This window comes from Paenibacillus caseinilyticus (assembly GCF_027533645.1).
GTDB classification, from domain to species: Bacteria; Bacillota; Bacilli; order Paenibacillales; family NBRC-103111; genus Paenibacillus_G; species Paenibacillus_G caseinilyticus.
On record NZ_JAQAGY010000016.1, the window covers coordinates 1 to 25,189 of the forward strand.

The 25,189-nt window shown below is 55.8% G+C and carries 20 protein-coding genes, 1 pseudogene and 1 riboswitch; of the genes and pseudogenes, 12 read left to right on the plus strand and 9 right to left on the minus strand.

The window, feature by feature from the left end; genetic code table 11:
- The first annotated feature begins 256 nt into the window (after nt 1-256).
- On the plus strand, nt 257-484 hold the full coding sequence (locus O9H32_RS21365) for a GNAT family N-acetyltransferase (protein ID WP_269868159.1): 228 nt from the start codon (nt 257-259) through the stop codon (nt 482-484).
- A 59-nt stretch (nt 485-543) separates the two neighbouring features.
- Here the strand turns inward: O9H32_RS21365 and O9H32_RS21370 are convergent, their stop codons facing one another.
- On the minus strand, nt 544-2,700 hold the full coding sequence (locus tag O9H32_RS21370; RefSeq protein ID WP_269868160.1) for a serine hydrolase domain-containing protein: 2,157 nt from the start codon (nt 2,698-2,700) through the stop codon (nt 544-546).
- A gap of 295 nt (nt 2,701-2,995) precedes the next feature.
- Between O9H32_RS21370 and O9H32_RS21375 the strand changes: the two genes are divergently transcribed.
- The 4 genes from O9H32_RS21375 to O9H32_RS21390 all read left to right on the plus strand — a co-directional run bounded on the left by O9H32_RS21375 (nt 2,996) and on the right by O9H32_RS21390 (nt 6,997).
- The gene (locus O9H32_RS21375; protein ID WP_269868161.1) at nt 2,996-4,789 is read left to right on the plus strand and encodes a helix-turn-helix transcriptional regulator; all 1,794 of its coding nucleotides are present in this window, start codon (nt 2,996-2,998) and stop codon (nt 4,787-4,789) included.
- A 199-nt stretch (nt 4,790-4,988) separates the two neighbouring features.
- Complete coding sequence (locus O9H32_RS21380; RefSeq protein ID WP_269868296.1) at nt 4,989-5,453, plus strand: EVE domain-containing protein; 465 nt, start codon at nt 4,989-4,991, stop codon at nt 5,451-5,453.
- A gap of 58 nt (nt 5,454-5,511) precedes the next feature.
- Nucleotides 5,512-6,459 (plus strand): helix-turn-helix transcriptional regulator, encoded by a 948-nt coding sequence (locus O9H32_RS21385; protein WP_269868162.1) that lies wholly within the window; start codon nt 5,512-5,514, stop codon nt 6,457-6,459.
- Nucleotides 6,460-6,514: 55 nt separating this feature from the next.
- Nucleotides 6,515-6,997, plus strand: coding sequence for a GyrI-like domain-containing protein (locus O9H32_RS21390; protein ID WP_269868163.1), 483 nt, complete (start codon nt 6,515-6,517; stop codon nt 6,995-6,997).
- A gap of 94 nt (nt 6,998-7,091) precedes the next feature.
- Here the strand turns inward: O9H32_RS21390 and O9H32_RS21395 are convergent, their stop codons facing one another.
- Complete coding sequence (locus O9H32_RS21395; RefSeq protein ID WP_269868164.1) at nt 7,092-7,949, minus strand: YhfC family intramembrane metalloprotease; 858 nt, start codon at nt 7,947-7,949, stop codon at nt 7,092-7,094.
- A gap of 252 nt (nt 7,950-8,201) precedes the next feature.
- Between O9H32_RS21395 and O9H32_RS21400 the strand changes: the two genes are divergently transcribed.
- Complete coding sequence (locus O9H32_RS21400; protein WP_269868297.1) at nt 8,202-8,666, plus strand: CcdC protein domain-containing protein; 465 nt, start codon at nt 8,202-8,204, stop codon at nt 8,664-8,666.
- A gap of 105 nt (nt 8,667-8,771) precedes the next feature.
- Here O9H32_RS21400 and O9H32_RS21405 read toward each other — a convergent pair.
- Nucleotides 8,772-9,973, minus strand: a pseudogene (locus O9H32_RS21405) (MFS transporter).
- 294 nt (nt 9,974-10,267) lie between these two features.
- Here O9H32_RS21405 and rlmN point away from each other — a divergent pair.
- Nucleotides 10,268-11,356 carry a 23S rRNA (adenine(2503)-C(2))-methyltransferase RlmN gene (gene rlmN, locus O9H32_RS21410; RefSeq protein WP_269868165.1) on the plus strand — a complete coding sequence of 363 codons (1,089 nt, stop codon included), beginning with the start codon at nt 10,268-10,270 and terminating at the stop codon, nt 11,354-11,356.
- 123 nt (nt 11,357-11,479) lie between these two features.
- Here rlmN and O9H32_RS21415 read toward each other — a convergent pair whose 3' ends face one another.
- Nucleotides 11,480-12,973 carry a peptide MFS transporter gene (locus tag O9H32_RS21415; RefSeq protein WP_269868166.1) on the minus strand — a complete coding sequence of 498 codons (1,494 nt, stop codon included), beginning with the start codon at nt 12,971-12,973 and terminating at the stop codon, nt 11,480-11,482.
- Nucleotides 12,974-13,236: 263 nt separating this feature from the next.
- A riboswitch (purine riboswitch) is annotated at nt 13,237-13,340 on the plus strand.
- Between the two features lie 188 nt (nt 13,341-13,528).
- Here O9H32_RS21415 and O9H32_RS21420 point away from each other — a divergent pair.
- Together O9H32_RS21420 and O9H32_RS21425 are read left to right on the plus strand one after the other, a co-directional pair.
- The gene (locus O9H32_RS21420) at nt 13,529-14,125 is read left to right on the plus strand and encodes a xanthine phosphoribosyltransferase (protein WP_269868167.1); all 597 of its coding nucleotides are present in this window, start codon (nt 13,529-13,531) and stop codon (nt 14,123-14,125) included.
- A gap of 15 nt (nt 14,126-14,140) precedes the next feature.
- Nucleotides 14,141-15,454 (plus strand): nucleobase:cation symporter-2 family protein, encoded by a 1,314-nt coding sequence (locus tag O9H32_RS21425; RefSeq protein ID WP_269868168.1) that lies wholly within the window; start codon nt 14,141-14,143, stop codon nt 15,452-15,454.
- Between the two features lie 99 nt (nt 15,455-15,553).
- Here the strand turns inward: O9H32_RS21425 and O9H32_RS21430 are convergent, their stop codons facing one another.
- Together O9H32_RS21430 and O9H32_RS21435 are read right to left on the minus strand one after the other, a co-directional pair.
- Nucleotides 15,554-16,396 (minus strand): aldo/keto reductase, encoded by an 843-nt coding sequence (locus O9H32_RS21430; RefSeq protein ID WP_269868169.1) that lies wholly within the window; start codon nt 16,394-16,396, stop codon nt 15,554-15,556.
- A gap of 127 nt (nt 16,397-16,523) precedes the next feature.
- Nucleotides 16,524-17,750, minus strand: coding sequence for an MFS transporter (locus tag O9H32_RS21435; RefSeq protein WP_269868170.1), 1,227 nt, complete (start codon nt 17,748-17,750; stop codon nt 16,524-16,526).
- 187 nt (nt 17,751-17,937) lie between these two features.
- Here O9H32_RS21435 and O9H32_RS21440 point away from each other — a divergent pair, with 187 nt between their 5' ends.
- Genes O9H32_RS21440 through O9H32_RS21450 form a run of 3 tightly spaced genes read left to right on the plus strand, consistent with a single transcriptional unit; the run spans nt 17,938 to nt 20,402 of the window.
- A complete protein-coding gene (locus tag O9H32_RS21440; RefSeq protein WP_269868171.1) occupies nt 17,938-18,351 on the plus strand; it encodes a winged helix-turn-helix transcriptional regulator in 414 nt (137 codons plus the stop codon).
- Nucleotides 18,348-19,799 (plus strand): DEAD/DEAH box helicase, encoded by a 1,452-nt coding sequence (locus O9H32_RS21445; protein ID WP_269868172.1) that lies wholly within the window; start codon nt 18,348-18,350, stop codon nt 19,797-19,799. The genes O9H32_RS21440 and O9H32_RS21445 overlap by 4 nt, the downstream gene beginning before the upstream one ends.
- Before the next feature lie 30 nt (nt 19,800-19,829).
- Nucleotides 19,830-20,402: a class I SAM-dependent methyltransferase gene (locus O9H32_RS21450; RefSeq protein ID WP_269868173.1), complete on the plus strand. Its 573-nt coding sequence runs from the start codon at nt 19,830-19,832 to the stop codon at nt 20,400-20,402.
- Between the two features lie 109 nt (nt 20,403-20,511).
- Here the strand turns inward: O9H32_RS21450 and O9H32_RS21455 are convergent, their stop codons facing one another.
- The 3 genes from O9H32_RS21455 to O9H32_RS21465 form a co-directional block, all read right to left on the minus strand.
- Nucleotides 20,512-21,012 carry a CBO0543 family protein gene (locus O9H32_RS21455; RefSeq protein WP_269868174.1) on the minus strand — a complete coding sequence of 167 codons (501 nt, stop codon included), beginning with the start codon at nt 21,010-21,012 and terminating at the stop codon, nt 20,512-20,514.
- A gap of 282 nt (nt 21,013-21,294) precedes the next feature.
- Nucleotides 21,295-22,329: a copper amine oxidase N-terminal domain-containing protein gene (locus O9H32_RS21460; protein WP_269868175.1), complete on the minus strand. Its 1,035-nt coding sequence runs from the start codon at nt 22,327-22,329 to the stop codon at nt 21,295-21,297.
- Between the two features lie 251 nt (nt 22,330-22,580).
- Entirely contained in the window at nt 22,581-25,079 is a 2,499-nt protein-coding gene (locus tag O9H32_RS21465) for a stalk domain-containing protein (protein ID WP_269868176.1), read from the minus strand.
- Nucleotides 25,080-25,189: the final 110 nt, after the last annotated feature.

Here is a 25,189-nt window from a genome sequence, read left to right on the forward strand (position 1 = left end):
TTTGAAAAGTTTTATCGAATCAAGTTACATGTAGGTCAGTTCATGAAGCGAATCAACAAGCATCCATTGATGACAATTGATCGACTACTCTTAAGGTTATAATCTTAATTGCGTCTTATATAGCAGATAAGCTTGGAAATTTATACTTTAAACAGGAAGGAAGTCAATCGTGCGGTTTCGAAAAGTTGTTACTTCCGATATACCCCAGTTAATTAAATTTCGCTAGATATTGCTATGTTATGAGGACAACAGCAGTATGGATGAAACATTTAGAAACTACTTTGATTCCTCGAATGTTTTCACAATTCCAGATTACCGCCGTCAAGGTATAGTATCCAAACTTGTTAGTGAAGCAATAGACGATTTGAAGGCACAAGGAATTGGAAAAATCCTGCTGCATTCGTCTGATATGGCTAAAACGATGTATGAAAGTCTTGGTTTTGTTGAAGGAAAGAACTATATGTCAATCAATATTGGGGGCTAGACTTCCTTACAAAAACCCGGCATCGCCCCCGAACAAAGGGGGCGATGCCGGGTTGTAAATTAACGGCCAAATTCCTTATTGAATATTTTGTCTCTGCCCGTGATCACTTCCGGACCTACCGCGTTCATAACGGTTACCAGAATATGCTTTCCGCCTAGCGTGCCGCCGGCTCTCGACTCAAATCCAAACGTGCCGCCGGCATGTCCCCAATAAGATTGCCCGTCCGGCGTTTTTTCTTCATAAATGCCTAGTCCGACTTTACCGATAGGGCTATCTACGGTGGTGAGCATCTGGTCCATGATCTCTTTATTCAGGAGCTTACCGCCTAACAGGGCACTGAAAAAGGTGGTCAGATCCTCGATTGTCGAAACCATATCTCCGGCTGCATTGGCCCATGATTGATTCACTTCTGTCATATCATACAGATGCCCAGATCGGTCCATGTTATATCCACTGGCATGATCACCAGGAATCTGGGAATGGGCTTCCGTCACGAATGTCCCCTTCAACCCAAGCGGTTCGATGAACCGTTTTCTGATCTGCTCCGCATACGTATCCCCTGTGGCCTTCAGGATAATCTGACCCGCCAGCACCGTATTCACATTGGAATAACTCCAGCCCTCCCCTGGTGCAAATACAGGCGGTTTTGCAAGTGCCTTGCTGATCAGTTCATCAACGCTATAGTAGCGGAATGGATTTTGAGGCAGGGTAATGTCCCGCATATCCAGATCTGTGTAGTTCGCAAGCCCGCTCGTATGATTCAATAACTGTCGAATCGTAATGTTATTGCCGTCATACCCGTTACCTTGTACGATGCCAGGCAGCCACTTCTCGACGGAGTCGTCCAAATTTAATTGCCGCTCTTCGGCCAGCTGCAATACAACGGCAGCGGTGAACGTCTTCGTGATACTGCCGATGCGGAAGGAAAAGGAGGGCTTGACCGGGCGCGGGATCTCGAGGCTGGCTGTACCTTTGGCGTAGGACCAGCGTTTTCCGTCCTTTAGTCCGCCGGCCGCTACACTCGGAATATTCTTATGGGTTACCACTTGATCCATAACAAGTTTGACATCTTCCCGATGCTTCCTTTTCTGCTCCTCTTTCGTCAGTTCTTGATTCGTTTCCTTCGCGAATTCCGGCGTCAAAATATCGTATATATGTGCTTCCGCACCCCCCAGCACATTGATATTGATCGAAATGACATGTTGGCCGTCCGCTGTTCCGCCTGCAAAATTAGTAAATCCCGGAATGCCGCCTCCATGTCCCCATACGCTGACGCCATTCGCCAGCTTGGTTTCGTATATACCCAGTCCGAACTTGCCGAGTGGGGAATCAATCGTGGTCATCATTTCCTTCTGAATCTCGGGCGTCAGCAGCTTTCCACTCAATAGGGCACGGAAAAAAGTCGTCATATCTTCCCCGGTCGAGATCATTTCCCCGGCGGCATTGGTGAACGATGGATTAAGCCAAGTAATATCCACTAATCGATCTCCAGTATTCAAGTATCCCCGGGCATTCTTTTTGGGAATATCTGCCGAGCTGCCGGGCAGGAATGTCTCCTTAAGCTTAAGCGGTTCAATAATTCGTTTCTTAATCTGCTCGGCGTACGGATCTCCTGTGACCTTCTGGATAATGAGCCCCACGATAGCTGTATTCGTGTTCGAGTATTCGAAGCCCGTTACGGGCTTCATCGTTAAAGAACGGGCGATTAATTGTTCGGCTGTGAAATTCTGGTTAGGGTCCGCAAGTATACTATTCTTGAACGTTTCATCCAAGTAGTTTGGAATTCCGCTTGTATGATTTAGTAACTGACGGATCGTCACTTTATTGCCGTCATGTCCATTGCCCTTCACGACACCCGGCAGCCATTTCTCCACCGTATCATCCAGGCTTAGCTTCTTCTCGCCGGCAAGCTGCAAGGCAACCGCAGCGACGAACGACTTCGTTGTGCTTCCGATCCGAAAAGCAGAATCGGCGTCCACCTTATGGTTCCTTTCTATATTGGCTTCCCCGGAAGCATACGACCAGTTTGCATCGCCCTTCTTTACGGTAACAATGACTCCTGGAATGTTGTCCGCATGGGCAGCCTTATCGATAGCATGCTGGGTTGGCGTTTGACCCGCAGCGTGGGCACCGCCATAAGCAGGCCATAGCAGCGCCCCTGCCACGATCGCTGTCAGAGGTAAGGCGATTCCTTTTCGCATAGTAAATGATTTCATCTCGCATCGCTCCTGTGAATTTAGAATGTGGTGTTGGTTCACGTTGTCACCTTACCTGGAGCGATGTCAAAACGGATAGTAACGAAACCGCTAGGTTATAAATGACATGGTACTTAGACGTGTCACGTCTTCCCTATGACAAACGGTCAACTCTTCGATGTGACATGCCCATTTAGCTGTGCTAAGCGTTACAATCCTTCTTTCCTTGACGATTGGGAACCGGTGAGGCATGATAAATTTGAATTGTTCGTATCATGGTTTCCCCCAATAAAATAAAAGCAGGTGCATATAATCTGTGTTGTCCATCATAAAAAAGCGGTTCTGGTACGATTGGATCGTTATTGCGATACGTACCTTCTGGCTGGTCGCGATCTTAAGTGCTGAATGGATCAACCCGTCATTGATCGTTGCACCGTTCTGGATTGTACTCAGCCTTGCTTCTTTGGTATATCTCCTTCCACTACTCATTCAGTATCGAAAAGAAAGCTGGTATCTTGGGGCCGAAGTCATAGCCGCGGGCATCTTCCACGTTTATTTAGCCTACGCAGCGCCGGGATTGCTCTGGACTTTCACTTTACTCGTAATCATTATTGGCTTAGGCAGCAACCGGAGAACGTATGTGTGGACGGGACTGCCGCTTGGAATCATTTTCCCTGCCATAAACGGCTGGATCGCTGACCGCTCCCCGTATGAGTTCATCTTTAGCTGCAGCTTCGGTTTTGCCATCGGCTTCGCGTTTAATGTATTGATTCAGTCGAATAAGCAGGCCCGAATTATTCAAGAGCAGAAACAATTGCTGGAGCAGCATATTACACGGATTGAGGAGCTTACGCTGAAAGAGGAGCGCAACCGGTTGTCACATGAGCTGCATGACACGATTGGCCATACGTTAACCTCGATGATCATTGGTGTAGAATCGCTGAGATCGTCCGTACCTGATTCGGGGATCGAGAGGGTCGATTCGCTTGTTCGTGTCGCGCAGCGCAGCTTGGATGATATTCGTAAGCATCTGCACCAGCTTTCTCCTATTGCTTCTGGCCCTTCGCTTGGTGAGTCGCTGCGGCATTTATCCGATGAATTTATGAGGTCAACCGGAGTGGCGGTCGGCTTCCGTGTCATTGGCAGTGAAATTCCCCTGATGCCAAAAATAAATTTTGGTTTATATCGCTGTCTGCAAGAGTCCCTTACCAATGCGGTTCGTCACGGTCAAGCGAGCGCGATATTCGTTCAGCTTCATTTTGATAGCCAGCAGCTGCGGTTACAGATCGAAGATAATGGGATGGGTGCGGAAGGGATCCGCTTCGGATTTGGTTTGAACGGTATCAAGGAACGAATGGATCAGCTTCTTGGAACACTGACCGTTCATTCTCAATTAGGACAAGGAACCGTGATTATATGTAATATTCCTCTTCAGACAGAGCCTGTTCTTGGGATGATCCGCTTGCTAATTGTTGACGATCAGGAGATCGTCGCCGGCAGCTTGAAGCAAATTTTTGACCAGTACCCCCATTTTCTGGTCGTTGGTACGGCCGAAGACGGTCACGCAGCGTTAGCGTGTTGTGAGCAATCCAAGCCGGATATCGTGCTCATGGATATTCGGATGCAGGGAATGAACGGGCTAGAAGCTTTACTGGAGATGAAGCACCGCTGGCCCGCCATGAAGGTTGTGCTTATGACGACGTTCGAGGACTCCATATCGGCGGCAACTGCAATGGAGCATGGGGCGGAGGGCTATATGCTGAAGTCGATTCATCCGCGGGAGATGGTGGAAGCCTTGAAACTGATCCATAACGGAGGTACGTGGATCGATCAATCGATAGCTACGCGATTATTCGAAGGGATGAAGCGTCAACGCGAGCAGTTAGAGAAGTACGGTTCAAGTCAGGAACAGTATCCGTATGGGCTTACGAGACGCGAGATGGAGATTCTGCAGCATCTGTCGAACGGACTGCGATACAAATCGATCGCCGCCAAAATGGGTCTATCAGAGGGGACAATCCGCAATTATTGCTCGATTCTTTACTCGAAGCTCGGCGTCAGCAATCGTGAAGAAGCCGTAGGATTGGCGCAAACGGAGAGTATTCTATGATGGCATGGGTTTCGGCCGGATGAACCCATGGTGGCCAGGCTTCGAGTGAGCGCATTCACGGGAAGTGACCTGGAAGCGGACCATCATACATAGGTCTGGCCCAAATAAGAGAAACACGGTAAAAAAGCTACTGACACAACGTTGTCAGGAGCTTTTTTGTATATTGGCTGTAAAGAGGAACAAGGAAGGAATGAGTATGATGTTGACGGGAGCAACGAACGGACAAAGCCGCTACTGGATTGGAGTCGTATCCGCATCACATGTACAGCGGGGGGTACAGGGCGGATTCGCCCAGCTGTGCCACGGCAAGGCAGCGCCCTTGCGGCGGATGCGTGCCAGCGATTGGCTCATCTACTATTCTCCACGAACGGATATGGCGAAGGGAGAACCACTCCAGGCCTTCACGGCGATTGGACAGGTTCTGGATGATGTAGTGTATGAGTATCCGATGTCTGAATCGTTCGTGCCCTTCCGCCGGAATATACGATATACGCCGTGCAGTGAAGTGAAGATTTCCGGCTTGCTGGATCAACTTAGCTTCACACAAGGGAAGCAGAACTGGGGCTATACCTTCCGCTTCGGCCATTTCGAGATCGAACGGGAGGACTTTCTGAAGATTGCAACCGCCATGCTGGGCGATGCGAGGGACCGGATTATCATGTAAACTAGTTCCTGGGGGCTCATGGCCACTACCTAACTTAGAAAGAACCAGGAGAAACAACATGAAAATGGATCGCTTGCTGGCGATAACGATTCTATTGCTAAATCGCGAACGCATCAGTGCTAAAGAGCTGGCGGACCGATTCGAGGTTTCGACGAAGACGATTTATCGGGACATCGATACCTTATGCCAATCGGGCATTCCTATTGCCGCACACCAGGGGACAGCGGGCGGGTTTGAAATCATGGAGCAGTACACGATAGGCCGCCAATTCCTGTCCCTTAAAGAAATAGCCGCTCTGATTGCTGCAGTCCAAGGGGCTGCCTCTGCGTTAGATGACGGGATGCTGGAGCATCTGCTCGAGAAGGTGAAGGCCCTGCTCCGCCAATCGGATCGGGTAGACGGCGAATCCAGAGGAACGGGGGTTATTTTCGATTTTAACCCTTGGGGACAGAGTGCCGCCGCACGGAAAAAAATAAATACGTTGAAGCAGGCCATAGAGAGCTCTCTCCGGGTGAATATTCAATATTCAAACCGGGACGGATCAGAGAGCGAGAGGGTCATTGAGCCGTGCAATCTGATATTGAAGGGGGATTTGTGGTATGTACAAGCGTATTGTACGCTAAAAGAGGATTATCGGGTATTTCGGCTGTCCCGTATCCAGGGATTGCAGTTGACCACAGAACATTTCGCACCTCGTGAGATTCCGCCGCTGGAGAGGTATGGCTGGGATTCGGAATGGTCCAAAGAGAAGGAGCAGGAGATGACCCTTACGTTTCATCCGAAGGTGCGCTACAGGGTTGAAGATACCTATCCTGCGGACCTCATCCGTATTCTGGAGGATGGTTCGGTACAGGTGAAGGGCAAGTTCATAGGCGATGAGTGGTTCTATGGTAATCTGCTAAGTTATGGCGATGGGGTCAAGGTAGAGCAGCCGCTTGATGTGGCCAAGGAGATCAGACGAAGAGCACAGAAAATTATGGAGTGCTATTCGAACCTGGACATATAGGTGTCCACTTTGCCGCTGTATACTGGTGTCAATCACTTAGAAAAGAGGATGACTCATGTCTATGGCTACGGCTGTTCAACCGGAAATAAAGATGATTGGCATTAGTGCACGTACTACCAACGCTCAGGAAGCGGGACCGGAGGGCCTTATCCCGGGACTGTGGAAAACCCTCTACTCCAGCAGCATTGCAGCCCATCCTGGTATTGCCAATCCCGAATTCACTTATGTCTTATATACGGATTACGAGAGCGATGCCACAGGAGCGTACACGGTCGTCATCGGACATGAAATAAGCAATGATGCGTTCCAGGGTGAGAAGCAAGAGGATCATTTCATAATTCCGGCAGGCAAGTATGTCGTGTTCAAGACGAAAAAAGGCCCGGTGTTTGAAGTGATACCTCAAGCATGGAGAGACATTTGGGCGTATTTTGAGAATTCGGTGGAGAAGAGAGCCTACACGGGGGATTTCGAAAGGTATGATACCCGCGGTTTCGATCCTTCTTCTGCTGAAGTGGAAATTTATATTGCAGTAAAATAGGGAACCTCGTATAGACCGCAAATGCGATAGACGGCAAAGCCACTTCTGCGATAGAAGTGGCCTTTTTGTTTGTGGGCTGGCAGGGAGGGGCGGGTTACAAACGGCTGCCAAATGAGGAGGACTGCTCATCGGAGAAGTCTTCCTTTCTTTGTTCAGAACGTGGCGTGAAGTTCGCGAACCAGCCCTTTGACTTCACAATCACGATCACGGCACCGATCCCCGCCGTCCACACGATACCTTCGACTGCCCATAATGGCAGCACCTTGCCTTGGTATAACCCCGCGAAGAAGTCGATAAAAGCATGAGCCCCAACGGCATAAAGCAAGTAGACGGCCCTTCGTGCCCGAATCCCGTACAAAACCGTTACGGAAAGCGCGATCTGGATACCCATCGCCGGGATGCGCTCGAACGCGCCCAGCCAATATTCACCCGGCGTTGCATGAATCATCCGGTCTTTGAACCCTTGGAACAGAGCAAGCTGCTCGGGCGTGGCTTCGGCGCGGAGCAGCTGCTCGAAGGTTCCGGTGTTGATCATGGAAGCAAGCGCGATCCCCCCGATGCCAAGAAGCACGCTAATGAGCAGGATCTCGATCCCTCCGTGGCCTATTCCTACCGCAATGCCATCTTTGCGCTCCTGCCGGTTTTTTAGTAGATACGAGAACCCGAGCCAACGCCCCGCATTCTCGAATATTGCTGCCGCCAGTCCGCCGTAAACAGCGGTCATCCAAGGATTGGTGAGCCACGCTCCCGTCGTTTGGTTGCCGGAGAACATATAGACATGCAGTGCTTGCTCCAAGATCTGCGAGAAAACGATAAAGATCAGAATTCCGACACCGACCGCACGGTAAGAAATGTGAAGTGTACGGCGGTAATACACGAGCAGAGACACAATGATTACAATGCCTAGGATAACCTGAACGATCATAGCCGTAATCGAGCTTTGATTTACCATCTGGCTTCACTCCCTATTCTTTGGATCAGCTTCCTGCTTTTAATTGATATTGAGATGATATCACATTTAGCAAAATATTGAAATTATAAAAAATAGGAGAGAGGCCGAGGATAAGCGATCATCCAATCATGACGATAGTCACCCTGGATTCGATGACTTCCCTCACTAGGGAATCATTCCCTTACAAGCGATAATGAATCTATCGAAAAGAAACCTTAAGGGAGTGGCGATGATATGAATACAACCGTTTCAATGATAATCTCAGCATTAATTTTTATCCTTATCCTGCGTGGACACGTAAGAGGGATGCGTAAACCGTTGAACCCATCTGGAGTTACTCTGCTTCTGCCGATCCTCTATATCTCCACTTCCTTGACCCAGTTATTCGACCCGCGGCTGCACATCGAGCAAGGGCAGGTGCTCGTTGCTTTGCTGATTGGGATCGTGCTTGCCATCCCGCTGATCGTAACGACCAACTTTGAAGTAAGGGGCAACGGAGACACGTTCATTAAGCGCAGCAGAGCGGTGTTCGTCCTGTTCATCACGATCTTTGCGCTGCGGTTCCTGGTGATTGCGACGGTACAGTCTATCGACCCGAGCACGCTCAGCTTCATGTGCAACCTGGCGACGCTGGGCTACATCGCGACCTGGCGTATCGTCAGCTTCATCAAATTCCGCCGTGCCAACCACTCGAATCGGGTGCTGCTGAAGGCGTAAGAGAGTAAGGTATGCTTCGCGGCATAACAAACAGCCCCAGCTTCGGAGAGAAGCCGGGGCTGTTCGTCATAGAAGCGGAAGAAAAGAAGTGGAAGAAGCAGGGGATTAAGCCGCCGCGGATTGGCGTTCCGCGATATAGCAGGCAAGCCCCAGCACCAGAGCGAGGCCCACCAGCACGGCTCCGACCCAAGGCAGGGAGGTGATGGACAGATGGGTAATGACCCAGCCTCCGATGAATGCCCCTGCCGCGTTGCCCAGATTGCCGGCCGAATGACTGGAGGTGGAAGCCAGGGCCGGTGCTGCTTGGGCGAGGCTCATGATGCGCACCTGCAGCCCCGGCATGACCGCGAAGGACGCGGCGCCCCACAGGAAAATGGTCAATACAGCCGCAATGGGATGATAGACCGTTAACGTGAAAAGGGTGAGGATGACGCAGACCGCAAAGTAAAGGCCCAGGATGGAGGGCATCAGCTTCCAGTCCGCGAGCTTGCCGCCGACGATGTTGCCGAGGGTCACCCCGCAGCCGAACAGGACGAGAATCCAGGTCACGCTGTGTTCCATATACCCGGTAACCTGCGTGAGCAGCGGGGTGATGTACGTGAAGACGGCGAACAGCCCGGCATTGCCCAGCGCACCGATGAGCAGGTAGAGAAGCAGCTTGGGCCGGGCCAGCGCGGTAATCTGCTGGGCCATGCTTGCCGGCTTGTCCTGCCGCAGCTGCGGGATGAAGATCAGGATGCCGATCAAGGCGATGACCCCCATGATCGCAATCGCGCCGAAGGAGGCACGCCAGCCCATATGCTGGCCAATGAAGGTGCCGAGCGGAACGCCGATAATATTCGCAATCGTGAGGCCGGCCATCATGATGGATACGGCCCCGGCGCGTTTGTCGGGACGCACCAGATTGGAGGCGATGACGGCTCCGACGCCGAAGAAGGTGCCGTGAGTCAGGGCCGTGATCATCCGGGCGCCCATGAGAACGGCATAGTTTGGAGCGACGACCGAGATGCCGTTGCCGAGAATGAACAGAAGCATAAGCAGGCACAGCAGCTGCTTCTGAGGAATCCGGTGGGTGAGGATGGTCAGGATGGGAGCTCCGACGGCTACCCCGAGGCATACATCGTGATGAGCTGCCCGGCCGAAGAGATGCTGACCTGCAGATCCTCTGCGACGTTGGGGAGAAGCCCCATGATGACGAATTCCGTCATACCGATCGCGAAGGCGCCTGCGGTAAGGGACAGGATCGAGACCGGGAACGGTTCTTTGGCTGCTTGATTCCGGGCCATACTACGCTGAGATAAGTCCATGGTGTTCTTGTCAACCTTTCTTGAAGCATATTCAAGAAGTTTACAGAATATCATGCGGCCGGGCAAGGAGAATCTCCTGCCAAGGGCTTCGGGAGGCTGGGAGGTTGGACAGAATCCTAAGTTCAGAGAGAGATAGCGTGGAACGGAAGTCGGTCAAATAGGGTAGATGGGCTTTCCCCTCGTTTTTCCCCTTGTTTTACTAAAAACAATCTGGGACAATAATGAGAGAGAGTGCAAACCAACTTATAGTCCCTACAGACTAGACTTCCAAGTACCGAAAAGAGGACAACCGATATGAAACCATCCATATATGGATTGACATTAGAGCAATTGACCGAGTGGCTGGGGGAGCGGGGGCACAAGAAGTCCCGCGCGGCTCAGGTGTGGGAGGGGCTGTACCGCAAGCGGGTGACGGACTTCGCCGAGATGACGGAGGTGCATCCGGAATGTACGGCGCTGCTTGCGGAGCACTTCGTCTTCAAGACGATGAACGAGCATACGAAGCAGGAATCGGCGGACGGCACAGTGAAATTCCTGTTCCAGCTGCAGGACGGGAACCTGATCGAGACGGTGCTCATGCGTCATAAGTTCGGGCTGTCGGTGTGCGTGACGACGCAGGTGGGCTGCAACATCGGCTGCAGCTTCTGCGCGAGCGGGCTGCTGGCGAAGAGCCGGGACCTGACGAGCGGCGAGATCGTGGAGCAGATCATGAAGGTCCAGCTCCACCTGGATGCCGCGGGCCAAGACGAGCGGGTGAGCCATATCGTGGTGATGGGGATCGGCGAGCCGTTCGATAACTTCAAGAACCTGATCGACTTCCTCGGGGTGGTGATCGACCACAAGGGACTGGCGATCGGCGCCCGGCACATCACGGTATCGACGAGCGGCCTGACGGAGAAGATCAAGGAATTCGCCGACCTGAACATGCGGGTCAACCTGGCGATCTCCCTGCACGCGCCGAACAACGAGCTGCGTACGCGGATCATGAAGATCAATAAGGCGTTGCCGATCGAGAAGCTGATGGAAGCGATGGATTATTACTGGGAGAAGACGAACCAGCGGATCACCATCGAATACATCCTCCTGAAGGACGTCAACGACGGCACGGAGCAGGCCCTGGAGCTCGCGGAGCTGATGAAGGAACGGAAGATGAGCGTCAACGTGAATCTCATTCCCTACAATCCGGTAGACGAGCACAGCCAGTACCAGCGGACGGAGAAGGAGTCCGTACGGGCGTTCTACGATATTATCAAAAAGCAGGGACTGAGCTGCAGTGTACGGCTGGAGCACGGCACGGACATCGATGCCGCCTGCGGACAGCTGCGGAGCAAGCAGCTGAGAGATGAACGGCCCGCGGCGGAATCAACTCCAACTGCTGGCTAAGACGACATAAGCCCCCTGACCGAGCATTCGGCAGGGGGCTTGTTCATATGCGTTCTATAGGTCCAGCCTGCGCGGAACGGAAAATTTCCGGCCGGCCGGTCGGAGGAGGAAGGCGGTAATGCCTTATTTTACACCCTTCATATAGCCCTGGATCTTGCCCGAGAGCAGGAAGAGGATGAGGCTGAGGACGATGGAGGCTCCCCCGATGACACCGAAGTAGACCATCTCGGTCTCCGGCGTGTAGAACTTCACGATCTGCGCATTGATGGCCTGCGCCGCGGCGTTGGAGAGGAACCACAGGCTCATCGTCTGCGCGGAGAACGCGGCGGGCGCCAGCTTGGTGGTAGCCGAGAGGCCTACCGGCGAGAGGCACAGTTCTCCGACGACGACGATGAAGTAGCTGAGCACGAGCCACAGCGGATTGACGAGCCCGTCGCTGCCGCCGAGGGTGGCCGGGAGCAGGATGACCAGGAACGACAGGCCGGCGAAGAGAAGGCCGAGCGAGAACTTCCGCGGGATCGTCGGCTGACGGTCCCCGAGCTTCACCCACAGCCAGGCGAAGACCGGAGCGAAGATAATGATGAACAGCGGATTCAGCGACTGGAACCAGGCCGGCGAGATGTGAATGCCCGCGAAGTCGAGCTGGGTGCGCTTGTCCGCATAGCTGGCGAGAATCGTCGAGCCTTGCTCCTGAATCGCCCAGAACATCACGGAAGCGATGAAGATCGGGATGTAGGCGATGATGCGGGAACGCTCGACGGCCGTCGTCTTGGGACTGCGGTACATGACGATGAAGTAGAGGGTCGGGATCAGAATCCCGAGGATCCCTACGAGCTTGATGAAGCTCTTGAACGTAAGCAGGCCGGCTGGGATAGCCACGGCGATAAGCACCGCAACCACGAGGACGCCGAACCCGATCCGGGTGTAGGCGGTTTTCTTCTCGGCGGGGGACAGCGGGTTGGCTACCATCGTGCCGGCGAGCCCGAGATTCTGTTTCTTCGTAAGAATGAAGACCGTGAGCCCGAGCAGCATCCCGATGGCGGCCAAGCCGAAGCCGAGGTGGAAGTTGTATTTCATGCCGAGCGTGCCTACGACCAGTGGAGCCAGGAAGCCTCCGAGGTTGATGCCCATGTAGAAAATACTGAAGCCCGCATCGCGGCGGTGGTCACCCTCGCTGTAGATCTCGCCGACGACACTCGATACGTTAGGCTTGAGCAGTCCGGTACCGAGGACAATCAGCGCCATCGAGACGAAAAGCATGGCAGCGCTTCCAGGTAATGCTAATACGATGTGGCCGATCATGATCAATATGCCGCCGTAGAAAATCGCCTTAGACGTGCCGAAGATCCGGTCGGCCAGCCATCCGCCGATGATGCCGGACATGTAGACAAGCGATCCGTAGATCGACATAACGGCCAGTGCCGTGCTCTCGTTGATGCCGAGCCCGCCCTTGGAGACCTCGTAGTACATATAGAAAACCAGGATGGCCTTCATGCCGTAATAGGAGAACCGCTCCCAGAATTCAGTGAAGAAGAGCGTGAACAATCCCTTGGGATGCCCGAAGAACCCTTGCTGAGGCACACTTTCGACGATCTGTTGTTTGTCGGAACCTGTCATCTGATTAAACCCTCCTATTCTTCTATTATAATACGGTTTTTGAATTTCCATTGTCAAAAGGAATTTGGTAATGTTTGGATGATAATTGGAACGTAAGAGGAACGATTAGCCGATGAAGTCTCGTATAATCCCTTGATTTCGGGGTATATTCCGGAATCTGAACCCAATTCTTATCCTAAGGTTAATTAATTCAACTCATGCCGACGACCCGGACCACGCCAAAATCGCTCTTGAAACGCCCGGGCGCAGCGTGTAATATAGACAAATAACTTCATACAACGACTCGTATAATTTTGGGGATATGGCCCAAACGTTTCTACCGGATGACCACTGTAATTATCCGACTATGAGTGAAAGCGCACCGGGCGTGCCGTTTCTTATTCCGAACATCCGTATAGGAAAGGGAAGTAAGGCCGGTCCATGCGGTGCGGACACTTTATTTGTGTTATACCAGGAGGGACCCGGGGTCCCCGGGGACAGATTTCACTTGAGAGAAACAGCGCTCAAGGGAAACTGTCCTTTTTTGATTATGTACACCAAAGGAGCGGTTACTGCATGAAATTACTTCAAGAACGCATCAGACAAGAGGGGCTCATTCTGTCGGATACGGTGCTCAAGGTGGATTCCTTCCTGAACCACCAGGTGGATACTGCGCTGGCGCTTGCGATCGGCAAGGAGTTCGGACGGATCTTCGGCGGTCAGCCGATTACCAAGGTGCTGACGATCGAAGCGAGCGGGATTCAATTCGCAATGGCGGCGGGCATCGCTCTCGGCGTCCCGTTCGTCTATGCCAAGAAGAAGAAGGCCGTCACCCTTTCGGAGAGCGTGTATACGGCTCCCGTTCATTCGTTTACCCGAGGAGAGACGTATCAAATCAGCGTCTCCCAGAATTATCTCGGCCCGGACGACAAAGTGCTCATCGTCGATGACTTCCTCGCTACCGGCGCCGCGCTGGTCGGACTGGTCGATATCGTGAGAGCCTCGGGAGCGGAGCTGGTCGGTGTTGGATGCGTGATCGAGAAGAGCTTCCAGGAAGGCCGCAGCCTGCTCGAGAACAAGGGCGTGCAGGTCCACTCCCTGGCCCGTATCGCTTCGATGGCGCCGGGCGAAGTGCATTTCATTGAGAACGACAGTGTATACCAACCATCCTAAGGAGCGTCGTACAGCATGTTAAGCAAACAAAAAGTGATTACATTAGGCTTCCAGCACGTGCTTGCCATGTATGCCGGCGCCGTGGTCGTGCCGCTGATCGTCGGGGGCGCGCTGAGGCTCACCGGCGAACAGATGGCCTATCTCATCGCAGCGGATCTCTTCACCTGCGGCCTCGCCACGATTCTGCAGGTCATGGGTACGCGGTACTTCGGCAGCAGACTGCCGGTTATCCTCGGCTGTACCTTCACGGCGGTCGGTCCGATTATCGCGATCGCTTCGACATCGAACCTCGCCACCGCGTACGGGGCGATTATCTTATCAGGCTTGTTCGTGGTGCTGGCCGCGCCGCTCTACGGCAAGATGCTGAAGTTCTTCCCGACGATTGTGACCGGGTCTGTCGTCACGATCATCGGCCTCTCGCTGATTCCGGTAGCGATGAACAATGCCGCCGGCGGACAAGGCGCCCCGGACTTCGGGCAGCCCCGCAACCTGCTGCTCGCTCTCGGTACGCTGGTCGTCATCCTGCTCGTGAATCGGCTGGCTTCCGGCTTCCTGCGGTCGATCTCCGTGCTCGTCGGCTTGGCCGCGGGCACGGCAGCCGGCTATGCGATGGGCATCGTAAGCTTCGACTCCGTCGGCCAAGCTTCGTGGGTCAGCATTGCGCAGCCGTTCTACTTCGGCGTGCCGCAGATCAGCATCACGGCGATCATCACGATGATCATTGTGAATATTGTCAGTATGGTCGAATCGACCGGCGTTTATTTTGCCGTAGGCAAAGCGACCGACCAGAAGGTCGAAGAACGCCAGATCGTGAACGGCCTGCGCTCCGAAGGGGTCGCCATTATGCTCGGCGGCCTGTTCAATGCCTTCCCGTATACGGCGTTCTCCCAGAACGTCGGTCTGATCTCCCTGACCCGTGTGAAGTCGCGCAGCGTCATCTTCGCGGCCGGGGGCATCATGGTGGTGCTGGGCCTGCTGCCGAAGCTCGCGGCACTGACGACCGTGATACCGAGTGCGGTGCTCGGCGGCGCCATGATCGTCATGTTCGGTTCGGTCGCCGCTTCGGGCATCTCGATCCTCTCCGGCGTGGATCTGCGCAAGGACAGCAACCTCCTGATCGCGGCGTGCAGCATTGCCGTCGGTCTCGGCTCGGCCACGCTGCCCCAGATGTTCGACCAGCTGCCGGACTTCGCGAAGATGCTGCTGCAGAACGGCATCGTGTCGGGTTCCTTGACCGCAATTGTACTCAACATCTTCTTGTCCGGAAGAGGCGAAGCAGCGGCTGACGAGCCGCGGGTGGAAGCCGGCTCCGCCGTGCGCGGGGCGTAACGAGGGAAGATTGGGAATGAAGAAGAGACCTTTCCATGAGGCGGATGGAAAGGTCTCTTCGTTGTTGGATGGGGTGGACCCGCTCCGGCGGGTTCTTCCTCAGAAGTCGAAGTTGTCCGGATCGGGGCCGACCCGATGATCCGCATTCAGTCCGCTGATCAGAGCCATGTCCCCGGCACTTAATTCGAAGCCGAACAGGTCGCCATTCTCGGCAATCCGGTGCGCCTTGACGGACTTCGGGATCGTCACGACGCCCTGCTGCAGATCCCAGCGCAGGATAACTTGGGCGACCGACCGGCCATGCTTCGCCGCGATGCCCTGAAGCACCGGATGCTCCAGCAGTCCGCCCTGCATGAGAGGCGCCCAGGCTTCGAGCTGGATGCCCTGCTCTCTGCAGAAGAGCAGCAGTTCCTGCTGAGTGAGCTGCGGGTGGAACTCGACCTGGTTCACCATCGGCTTCACTTCGGCATCCCGCAGAATGTCTTCGAGATGATGGATCTGGAAGTTGCTGACTCCGATTGCCCGGACCCGTCCCTGCTTGTAGAGCTTCTCGAGGGCTCTCCAAGCTTCCTTGTACTTGCCGGCGACCGGCCAATGGATGAGATACAGATCCAGATAATCAAGCCCGAGCTTCGCCAGACTCGCCTCGTAGGCCGCCAAAGTGGCTTCGTAGCCGAGATCGGCATTCCATACCTTGGAGGTGACGAAGAGGTCGCCGCGGGATAGGCCGCTCTCCTGCAGGGCTTCGCGGATGCCTTGTCCGACGCTGGTCTCGTTGCCGTAGACCGCCGCGGTGTCGATGCTCCGGTAGCCGAGGGAGACGGCGGACTTGACGGCCTCGACGAGCTCGGCGCCTTCTTCGACCTTGAATACGCCGAGCCCGAGCACCGGCATGGTGACCCCGTTGTGCAGGGTAGTGGTAGGATGAATGGATACAGTCATGGTTGGAACCTCCTAAGGATGAGTACACAGAAGAATAAGAATAAGCTGAGCGAGTAGATGGAGATGCCCAAGCTGCTGCGTACTGCGGGTACATCGTGATATTTACTGATAAAGGCGAAGGCTTGGCTTATCCGCGCGCGGTGACGCTCTCCGCCAAGCGTCCACGCTCCGGCTGCTGGTCCCTGCGCTCCAGCGCACGGCTCCAGGCCGTTAACAGGACGGCGCCGAGCACCATAAGGGCGCCTACCCAGGTCGTATGAATCAATCCGATCGAGTCGGCTATGACGCCGCCGAGATAAGCCCCGATGGCGATGCCCGCATTGAATGCGGCGATATTAACCGCCGAAGCGACATCCACCGAACCTGGCGCGAATCGCTTCGCCAAGATCACAACATACACCTGGAGCCCGGGGACGTTCATGAAGGCAAGCAGCCCGAGGAAGAAGAGCGTAACGAGTCCCAACGCCTGGTAAGGCGCCGTGAAGAACAGGGCGAAGAGCACGACGGCCTGGAGGGCGAACATATAGAACAGTGCGGAGAGGGGGCTGCGGTTGGCGGCTTTCCCGCCGATCACGTTGCCGATGGCAATCGCGATGCCGTAGAGGAGCAGAATGGCGGCTACCGTGCTCTCCTGGAAGCCTGTGATCTCGTGAAGCAGCGGGGACAAGTAAGTGAATACGACGAAGGTGCCGCCGTACCCGAGCGCGGTCATGGCGAAGGCGAGGAGCAGGCGGCCGTTCTTGACGAGCCGCGCCTGGTCCCGAAGCCGCGTGGGGCTGCCTTGACGCAGTCCGGCAGGGACGAGAGCCAGATTCGCGACGAGGGCCAGGAGCCCTATGGCCGCTATCGCGATGAAGGCGGTCCGCCAGCCCCAGTGCTGCCCGATCAGGGTGCCAAGGGGGACGCCGGTGACGGTGGCGATCGTGAGCCCGGAGAACATGATCGAGATGGCGCTGGCCCGGCGGTTCTCCGGGACGAGATCGGCGGCGATGGTGGAGCCGATCGACATGAAGACGCCGTGGGCGAAGGCCGACACGACGCGGGCGGCCAGCAGCAGCGTGATGCCGCCCGCTGCGGCGGCCAGGCTGTTGCCGGCCACGAACACGATCATGATCCAGAGCAGCAGCGTCTTGCGCGGAATCCGCGAGGCGAGGGACGTCAGAATGGGGGCGCCCAGGGTGACGCCCAGCGCATATAACGTAACGGTAAGCCCTGCCGTGGTCAGGGATATATGCAGGTCATCAGCGATTAGAGGCAGCAGGCCCACGCTGATGAACTCGGTTGTTCCGATCGCGAAGGCGCTGATGGCGAGGGCCAGCAGGGCCAAGGTACTTTTTCGGGAATCAAGAGACATGGATTTCACTCCTACTATGGTAATCACCGGCCGGTAAATGCTATTATGAAGTATTCCATTCCATGTGAACAGTACGTACCTTGAAGTGCTATAGGTACTCGGAAGTATGATAGGCACCAAAAAGTACCCATAACGCGGACGGCCCGGTCATCCTAAGGATAAGGGCAGAGGGCAGGAGGAGTGCGTAGTGACGACCAAAAAGAAATATAATATCTCCGTAGAAGCCACCCTGGAAGTCATCGGGGGAAAATGGAAGTGCGTGATCCTGTGCCATCTTACCCATGGGAAGAAGAGAACCAGCGATCTCAAGCGGCTGATGCACGGCATCACCCAGAAGATGCTGACCCAGCAGCTCCGCGAGCTCGAGGAAGACGGCATCGTCAACCGGATCAGCTACAATCAGGTGCCGCCCAAAGTCGAGTATGAGCTCAGCGAATACGGATGGAGCCTGAAGAGCATCCTGGATTCCCTCTGCGCCTGGGGAGAGAGGCACATTGTACGGGAGTACGGCGACAAGTTCGCGGTGCTCGAGGATAATATCCTGAACCACCAGACCAAAGACAGCGGGCCGCAGCCCGGCCGCGAAGGAGTTCCTTTATGAGTGAAGCGGGTTTTGGGGCGTATGCCTTAAGTGAAGAGATTCTCCGGGCCTTGGACAGCCTCGGCTACCAGGAGCCGACGCAGGTGCAGAGCGCTGTCATTCCCGCGGCGCTAGCGGGCAAGGATATCACAGTGAAATCCCATACGGGGAGCGGCAAGACGGCGTCCTACGGCATTCCTCTCTGCGAACGGGTGGAATGGGAGGAGAACCGGCCGCAGGCCTTGGTCCTGACACCTACCCGCGAGTTGGCCGATCAGGTCAAAGAGGATCTGACGAATATCGGCCGCTTCAAGCGGATCCGCGTGACGGCACTGTACGGCAAGCAGCCTTTTGCCAAACAGAAGACGGAGCTGATGCAGAAGGTTCATATCGTCGTGGGCACTCCCGGCCGCGTGATGGACCATATCGAGAAGGACACGCTGGATCTCGAACGGGTCCGTTATCTGGTCATCGACGAAGCCGATGAGATGCTGAGCATGGGCTTCATCGAGCAGGTGGAAGCCATCTTACGGGAGCTGCCCCGGGACCGTGTAACGATGTTGTTCTCGGCTACGCTGCCGAAAGACGTGGAGGATCTCTGCCACCGGTACATGAACGATCCGGAGGATATCGAGATCGCCTCCGCCGGGCGGACGACGGCAGGGATCGACCATGCCCTCTTCGAGGTGAGCGAGGAGGGGAAGGCGCAGCTGCTCCGAGATGTGCTCGTGACCGAGAACCCGGACACCTGCATCCTCTTCTGCCGTACGCAGGGAGGGGTCGATAGTGTCTTCGAGGCGTTGGACGAGCTCGGCTACTCCTGCGGCCGCATTCACGGAGGCATGGAGCAGGACGACCGGTTTGCCGTCATGCATGCGTTCCGCCGGGGGGAATTCCGTTTCCTGGTGGCGACGGATGTGGCGGCGAGAGGGATTGACATCGACAATATCACCCACGTGATCAACTACGATCTGCCGGTGGACCGGGAGAGCTATGTGCACCGGACGGGGCGTACGGGACGGGCAGGCAAGCAGGGCAAAGCCATCTCTTTCGTGACGGAATCAGATCATAAGGCGCTCCGGAATATCGAGAGCTATATCGGGCAGGAGATCCGCCGCGGCGAAGCTCCTTCGCCGGATGAGGTAGCGGAGGCCGAAGCGGCATTCGAGGCCAAGCGGCAGGTGCAGCCGGTCCCGAAGCAGGATAAGAAGGGACAGCTCGATCAGGACATCATGCAGCTGTACATCAGCGGCGGGAAGAAGAAGAAGATCCGGACCGTCGATATCGTCGGCACTCTGGCCAAGATCGAAGGGATGAGCGCTGCGGATATCGGCATCATCAACATTCTCGATAATGTGTCGTATGTCGATATCCATAACGGCAAAGGCCGGTTGGTCATCGAGGCCATGAAGACGACAACCCTGAAGGGGAAGCTGCTCAAGGTGCACGAAGCGAACAAGAAGAGATAAGAGGTAAGAGGGAGACGGAGGCGACCCGGCGTGACCCAAGTTCTGTCTGCGGTGTTCATCGGCATCCTGCTGCTGGCTGCACTGTCCATCGTCTATGCCAGCTGGAAGAACGGCATTACGCCGATGCCTTCCTCGGCGCTGGTCCGTCAGGCCGCAGCCCGGGAGGTGGGCCGGTTCCCGGAGCACCTCCGGGTAGTGGAGGCCGGTTCCGGCTGGGGCCAGCTCGTACTGCAGCTCGCGAGGCTGTACCCGGACCGGCGGCTGGTCGGGATCGAGAATTCGCCGATCCCTTACGCGTTCTCCCGGGCCGCAGCGGCAGTGCTGCAGCGCCTGCAGCCGGATGCCTATGGAGGAGCCGGCAGCGGCCGGATCACCTTCCTCCGGCGCGATCTGTACGGGTATCCTTACGAGGGGGCGGATCTCGTCGTCTGCTATCTGTTCCCGGGCGCGATGCAGAGGCTGAGCGGCATCTTCCGCCAGCGTCTGCAGCCGGGGACGCGGGTCGTCAGCATTTATTTTGCCCTGCCGGGGTGGACGGCGGAGCGGGTCGTCACCTGCAGGGATCTCCACCGCACGAAGGTGTATGTGTACCGGGTGCCGTGAAGCAGGACGCCAAGCAGAATAGACCGCAGGAGCATCCCGCTGGGAAGCAGGGGCTCTTGCGGTTTTTTGGTATGGTCATGAGGTCAAGCCCCCGCTCCCAGGCCGCAGGTTACTCCCAGAACCGGATCCGGAAGATAGCGAGCAGCGAAGCCGCGAAGGAGAAGGAGAAGAACAAGGACATGAGGGGCCGCCTGTCATGCAGCACAATCGCCAGGAACATGGCGAAATAAAAGAGAATGGACCAATAAAGGTTCCACCCGATGTTGTATTGGATCAGTCCCTGCGCATGCCAGGCATATTCGATAAGGGTGAAGAACGAGATCCAGCCGAGATAGTACCAGAGCTGGATCCGCTGCCTGCCGGGGAAGTAATGGAGGTAAAGCAGCGCCGTACAGGGAAGCAGGATAAAGGTATTGATGAGATCAATGGCCTTATGGCTCAGCAGGGAATCGGATTGATAGAACCAAGGCAAGTAGTCCGCGCAGAGCACGTTATACATGGCGTTGACGAAGGGGACGAAAACCAGGGTCGGATAGTACGTCCTCCACTGTTTGTAAGCTTTGGACGCCAGGGCCCAAAAGAGAAATGCAAGGTTGGTCAGGATTACCATGAGCCGGCCTCCGTTCTCCTTTCCGTTTTTCTCTTAGACTTCCCCGCCGGTGGAAAATGTAACCCCTTAGGAGGGGGGCGCCTTCGGAACAGCAGCAGTCCAAAGCCGAAAAAGACCTTCGCATCCGTAGGATGGAAGGTCTTTTTTGTTGATAGGGAAGAATTTAAATCTCGCCAAGGCTCAATCCTGTGATCTTATATATCTCATAAACGCGCATCGTCCTTAAAAAGGGCGGTGAAGTCGTTTATCTCGATAGAACCGCATAGGAGGCCGGCCTCCGGACTATTCTTGCGGAGCTTCGACTACGATCTTCCAGGCGCTGCCGATCGGCGGCAGGCTCTTGGTGAGGACCGGGCCGTAGAACCCGACTACCTTGGCGCCTTTGACCAGCTTGCCGGCGTCCACCTTCTCGCCCTTCATGTTCACGACCGGAGTCTCGGCGGTAACGCTAAGAACGACCTCGGTTTGCGAGAGCTCGGTCAAGCCGGTGCCCTTGATGACGACGGAGAAGCTGTCCTTCTTATCTCCGCTGCGTACGTCCTGGATTTCACCCGCTGTAGCGAGGAGGTCCTTGCCTTGCTCCGCATCAAGCACCGTAATCTTATACGCTGGTGTCTGCGGCGGCAGGCTGAGTGTGGCGAACTTCGCGTGCTCGGCTTCCACGGTCATGCCGATATGCAGATCGGAGAAGGCGAGCGCGGAGCCGTCTTTCTTCTGAAAGACCGTATCGCTGCCCACATTGAGCACAGTTCCGTTCGTGCCTGTCCCCTGGATCTGGACGGAACGGTAATTATCCTTATAGGTCACCGCTGTCACTACGCCGGTCGTCCGCTCGTTCTTCTGCGCATCCTCTGTTGTGATCGTCACAGCGTTCCCTTGTACGGATGCGGAGGTATGCAGCACTTTGCTTACGAAGGAAACCGGTACGTACAGCTTATTCTCGACGAGCGCAGGCGCGGCGCCGAGCGACGTGTACATGCGGTTGATCGCATACCGGTCTTCGCCGGTCTTCACCGTGGTGAAGATATTGCCTTTGTTCAGTTCGACGGAGAGCGTCTCCTGCTTCCATACGAGCGTGAACCCGAGCTTCTCGGCTGTGCTGCGCAGCGGAATCATCGGCTCGGCTTGGCCCGGTACCTGATAGCCGGTCTCGGCCAGCGTCTCTTCGCCAATCTTAATGAGAACCGGAGCAGAGGCCGATTCCGGAGCGGATACGGCTGCTATCGGCAGCGGCATGCTCGTTGTCGTCGAAGCGTAGGCGGCTCCGGTAGACATCAGGGCCGTGGACAGGGTGAGCAGGGCCAGGCTTTTTTTCATTGTGCTTTTCTTCATTGTGCTATTCTTCGGTGCGTTCATCATCTTACTTCCTCTCAGGCTTGTGTAGTGGGTGCTGCTTTCAAACTCTCAGACGGGCGGGTTCCGCAGAAGGTTGCAAGAACCGACAAAAATAGACACGTCCAATAAATGGAAAATGGGAGGGTTGCAACCCGAAGAAAGCTGTAACTGAAGGAAAAGCTCTAACCCAAAAGGCCCCGCCCGCTTACGCAGGCAGGACCGTTCTCCTTCGCTTATTTGGATTTCACGATAATTGTGCGTGTCGGCGCATCCCAGTCCACGGAGAGGTTGAATCCTTCGCAGACGAAGCGGATCGGCACCATCGTCCGGTCGTTGATGATCTGCGGAGGTACCTCGAGCGAGACATCCGATCCGTTCGCCCGGGCGGCGGGATTGTCGATCTGGGCCCAGATGGCGTAGCCGCCGAGGGAGGCTTCGACCGACCGGTGCTCAGCGTTCCACTGGTAAGGCGCTCCCAGGGCGCGAAGCAGATCGCTCAGCGCGTAGAGCGCGGTACCGCTGCGGATGACGGCGGGTTCCGTGAAGGGCACGAGCTTGCCGTTCAGGGACACGCTCACTTCGTCGCTTCCTCCGGCGAACTCCACTGTGTTCTTCCCGGCGGGAAGCTCGACGACGAAGACGCCGCTGCGGTAGTAGATCGTAGGCTGCACGGGCTGCCCGTTCACGAGGACGGTCTTCGGTCTGGCATTCAGCTCCGCCGATACGAGGTGCTTCTCGTCGTAGCTCAGGGTCAGCCCGCCAGCGGTGCGGCCGGCGTCCAGCACTTCGCCGTTGAAGCTCGTGAGCCACAGCCGGCTGTCCTCCGCCGCTCTAGGAGCGAGCTTCACGGTATAGCTGCCCCTCGGCAGCAGCACACCGTCTGGGCCGCCGGCAGGCCACGCGCTGCCGTCTACCGTGGCCTCGTACAGCATCCCGGTGCCGCCGCCGATCTCGTAGACGAAGGTGGAAGGCGCCTCCACACGCAGGTCTGTCTGAGACAGAGGCGTTACTTTCACAGTGGAGCCCAGCGCATAAGGCGCGTACTTGTATTTGTCCGCATCGCCTACCCGGGATTCGTAGACGGCGACAGGGCGGAAGTGCTTGGCCCCCTCGGCGATCAGGGTGGTGAATTCTAGGCCGGTCTGCCGCTTCGTCGGCCGCTCTCCCTGATCCGCCCGGTCGACTACGTTGATATCCAGAGAGAGGGAGCCTGCCGAAGCCAGCGTCTTCTGGTGCGTCTCGGCCATCGTGCGGTAGCGCTCCGGACCTTGGCTCCACAGGGTGAACGGATCTTCCACGATGACTGTGGCTTTATATTGGGAAGCAATGGCTGTCAGTTCCTCCATATCCACACCGATTTCGGCCTCCATGTGTGTCTCGATGGCGGTATCGACGTTCGTAAGGAGGAGCTCCAGCGGACGGGGCCAAGTTCCTTTGGAGATAAAATCAAGCAGCTCCCCGTGATGCTTCGTGATAAGGCGGGTGCGTTCTTTCACGTAGGATTGGAAGAGAGCGTCGTTCTTCGTCCGGTGGTTCGCACTGCCCTCGGTGAACAGCTCCAGGGGATCGGTGCCGTACTGCGCCTGGAAGGACGCACGGAACGCACCGCTCATCGGCGTGATCGAAGCCTTGTCCCCGAATGCCGTATTGGGAGATTCGAAGTAGAGCTCGGCGAGATTGACGCCGTCCCAGTCATAGGCGGTCAAATCCTGCCGGATGACTTCCTTGACCGCTTCCAGGCATTCGGGAATCTCCAGCGCCATCAGGTAGCGCCAATCGATATGGGCTTCCCCGCCGGCGGCAGTCTTCTGCCGCCACTCCGGGTGGGCGTCCCAGAAGCCTTTGGACACCATCGGGAACTCGTACCAGCTGTAGACGAGCAGGCCGTTGACATGCGCACTATGGATGAATTTTTTGTAATAGTCGGACACGAGATGACGGTCATACCAGCTGCTCAGGAACACCTTGCGGATGCCCATACTCTTCAGCTTCTCGGCCAGCTGCACCGGGTCCTGATCGTAGTAATACCCCCAGTCGATGAAGGCCGACAAGCCGTCGATCCGTACGTTCGGCTGGATGCCGAAGTAGCCGGTCAAGGTGTCATGGAAAAAGGGAAACCGGTCGAAGCCCCAAGCGTCCCGGGCGTCGAGCGGCACCCCGAGATAGAGGAAGCGGCCGCTGCCCGCCTGGCCGCCGGACAGGATAGGAGAACCGGAGGTCTTGTCGCTGACGAAGGTTCGGCCATTCTCGATGGAGAACAACCGCATCGTCAGCTGCTCCTTCCAGTGGATGGCCGTCGACAGATGGGCCTGGTCCGCGATATCGCGAATGCCGACCGTCCCGGATTGGACCTTCACGCCGAGCTTCGCGGCCAGGTCCGACGGGCCTTCCATGACGAGGCCCAGCCCTTGGCGGGTCTCAGCGGCCAAGGAATCCTGCAGCTGCGGGGGCAGAGAGGCAGCCGTCGCTTCAGGGACGATGACCAGCTTGGTCTTGGACCAATCGATGGTCTCGGATACGGACATCACTTGTAAGTTCAATCCGACAGACGACAGGGCCCTGAGATAAGGCTTGGCTGCGGACTCGTCCACACGGTCTTGGACCAGGATGATCAGCGAAGTACGCTCGCCGGCGGCAGCTGCAGCTCTAACGGGAGAAGAGAAGGCTGAAGCCTGGACGAGAAGCAGCGCGATTAGTATGACGGAGACCGCGATGTTGAAGCTAGTTTTCACTATGATGTTACCCTCCTATGGAAGCTGCATGGTGTCCAGTCCCGCATGGTTTCCTTACCTGCTCTTGTAAGAAAGGGGATGAGACTATTGGACTATGAATCTCTCTATTA

Coding starts and splice junctions, on each gene's coding strand:
- O9H32_RS21365 (WP_269868159.1), top strand. CDS start 257: ATGGATGAAACATTTAGAAACTACTTTGATTCCTCGAATGTTTTCACA.
- O9H32_RS21370 (WP_269868160.1), bottom strand. CDS start 2,700: ATGAAATCATTTACTATGCGAAAAGGAATCGCCTTACCTCTGACAGCG.
- O9H32_RS21380 (WP_269868296.1), top strand. CDS start 4,989: ATGTTGACGGGAGCAACGAACGGACAAAGCCGCTACTGGATTGGAGTC.
- O9H32_RS21385 (WP_269868162.1), top strand. CDS start 5,512: ATGAAAATGGATCGCTTGCTGGCGATAACGATTCTATTGCTAAATCGC.
- O9H32_RS21390 (WP_269868163.1), top strand. CDS start 6,515: ATGTCTATGGCTACGGCTGTTCAACCGGAAATAAAGATGATTGGCATT.
- O9H32_RS21395 (WP_269868164.1), bottom strand. CDS start 7,949: ATGGTAAATCAAAGCTCGATTACGGCTATGATCGTTCAGGTTATCCTA.
- O9H32_RS21400 (WP_269868297.1), top strand. CDS start 8,202: ATGATAATCTCAGCATTAATTTTTATCCTTATCCTGCGTGGACACGTA.
- rlmN (WP_269868165.1), top strand. CDS start 10,268: ATGAAACCATCCATATATGGATTGACATTAGAGCAATTGACCGAGTGG.
- O9H32_RS21415 (WP_269868166.1), bottom strand. CDS start 12,973: ATGACAGGTTCCGACAAACAACAGATCGTCGAAAGTGTGCCTCAGCAA.
- O9H32_RS21420 (WP_269868167.1), top strand. CDS start 13,529: ATGAAATTACTTCAAGAACGCATCAGACAAGAGGGGCTCATTCTGTCG.
- O9H32_RS21425 (WP_269868168.1), top strand. CDS start 14,141: ATGTTAAGCAAACAAAAAGTGATTACATTAGGCTTCCAGCACGTGCTT.
- O9H32_RS21430 (WP_269868169.1), bottom strand. CDS start 16,396: ATGACTGTATCCATTCATCCTACCACTACCCTGCACAACGGGGTCACC.
- O9H32_RS21435 (WP_269868170.1), bottom strand. CDS start 17,750: ATGTCTCTTGATTCCCGAAAAAGTACCTTGGCCCTGCTGGCCCTCGCC.
- O9H32_RS21445 (WP_269868172.1), top strand. CDS start 18,348: ATGAGTGAAGCGGGTTTTGGGGCGTATGCCTTAAGTGAAGAGATTCTC.
- O9H32_RS21455 (WP_269868174.1), bottom strand. CDS start 21,012: ATGGTAATCCTGACCAACCTTGCATTTCTCTTTTGGGCCCTGGCGTCC.
- O9H32_RS21460 (WP_269868175.1), bottom strand. CDS start 22,329: ATGAAAAAAAGCCTGGCCCTGCTCACCCTGTCCACGGCCCTGATGTCT.